This window comes from Crocosphaera chwakensis CCY0110 (assembly GCF_000169335.1).
GTDB classification, from domain to species: domain Bacteria; phylum Cyanobacteriota; class Cyanobacteriia; order Cyanobacteriales; family Microcystaceae; genus Crocosphaera; species Crocosphaera chwakensis.
Window position 1 is genome coordinate 1 of the sequence record NZ_AAXW01000145.1, and the last position, 1,690, is coordinate 1,690.

Annotated in this window: 1 protein-coding gene and 1 pseudogene; both read right to left on the minus strand. The window is 45.0% G+C overall.

The genetic code is table 11. From position 1 onward, the window contains the following. A pseudogene (locus CY0110_RS27670) lies at positions 1-1,250 on the minus strand (DUF3991 domain-containing protein); the annotation flags it as partial. After that, positions 1,240-1,602: a plasmid mobilization protein gene (locus tag CY0110_RS27675; protein WP_035800921.1), complete on the minus strand. Its 363-nt coding sequence runs from the start codon at positions 1,600-1,602 to the stop codon at positions 1,240-1,242. The gene CY0110_RS27675 and the pseudogene CY0110_RS27670, both read right to left, overlap by 11 nt. Between the last annotated feature and the right edge of the window lie 88 nt (positions 1,603-1,690).

The following is a 1,690-nucleotide window of genomic DNA, read 5'->3' on the forward strand; positions in this document are numbered from 1 at the left end:
TGAAGGTTTCTAAAAGTTCTTTCTCTAGTGGGGTCATCGTCTTCTTCTACAGCTTGATACAGGGTTTCCCTTTGCATTTCCAGTCGGTTTGGTGGGGACTGTTGGGGGGTAGGATTATGAATTTCCCCTGGTTGGTTTGATACAGTTCGATGCCCCAAGTCTCCTGTTTGAGTTGGTTGAGGGTCACTTTGTTGGTCTGAATCTGTTGAAATTGGCTCGTTAAATATTGACTCATCCCCCAACTGCCGGCTAAGGTACCCACTAAGGTCAGAAGAAAAGTCGCTGCTGGTAGATAAGCGACCCATTGCGACCAAATTAGGACTTGTTTGGTGATTTGTCCCGTATTTTTGTCGATGGAACTCAGAGCGTCTTTGAATGTGTGCTGCGAGTCTTTCTGAAATTGTTGTAAGTGCTGCTGTTGGATCTGATTGGCCTTCTGTTTGTCCTGTTCGAGCTTCTGTTGAAAGTTCTTCTCCAAGTCGCCAAGATGCACTATAAATTCCTCCTTTTAATCTGATACGTTGATCTAGGTCATCGTGGGTGACAGTGATGTAGTTGTCGCCCTGCCTTGTAATGGTAAAGCCAGAATTTTCAAGGGTGGTAAGGATCTCGTTACGGTTTTGGATCTGTCCATTCTCAATGTAGTCCGTCAAGTAGTTGGTGATCATCTTACGGGCATCATCCCGTTTAAGGGGTTTTTGACCATTGAGTTCTAAGCGATGGTTTTGGGCATCGATTAACGCTTGATAACCAGGATAGTAAGTTCTCGCCCGTTGGGGGTCATTGGGACTTGCCCATCCCTGAGAAGTATTCCAATAATCACGCCAGGGTTCAAAGTATTTATTAGAGCCTGGGGGTGCGATGTTTAAGCTTTTGCCACTGGTTAATTCAACTCTGGGGGTAACAAAGTGTAATTCCACCCGATCGCTCCCCGTGTGAGTGTGTTTGACCCATAAGATGTCGTATTGATCTGGTTCGAGTCCAGCAAAGGCGGTGTCTTCAAAGGATTTAATAACCGCGTCAAGTTGTTCATTGGTGGGGGCATCAGATGCAGCAAAGGAGATCACACCACTTGTATATTTATGTTTGAAGTCCAACGAATCAATTACATTAATGGTTTGTTGGGGATTACCTTTAATCAGTTCAGGGAGTGGTTCTCTGATGACTCCTTTGGCATCAGTTTCTTTGAGGATGTATTCAACGGGACCTTTGCCCTTGCCTGTCCCACGATCAAAGAATTTAACTAACATCGTTACTGTTCTCTGAATGATTTGAGGATGAGGGTTGTGTAGTTGATAGTCTGCTTAGGGACTGTTCAATGAGTCTCAAGGCTTGTATAATCTCTACAGCTTCGGCGGTTGACTTATAAGTATTTGCCCACTTAGCTATCTGATTGAGATTATTACCAATGCGAGCGATCTGTCGAGTTTGTTCTTTCACTAGAGATTTATCGGCCACAGTCCAGGTTTTAGTTCTGGAGATAGCTTGTCGTATCAGATTAGAGAGGGTCATGCCCACAAGATCAGCTTTGGCTTGCCACGCCAACTTTTCGGATTGGCTGACTCGAAGGGTGATAGTAGTATCGCGTTTATCAGTGGTCATTTTAGACAAAAAAAAAACAAATTCCTTTCCCATCTGCCCGTTGGGGGTTCTAGGGGGTGTCCCCCTGGACAGCTACTCCGTTGGGACT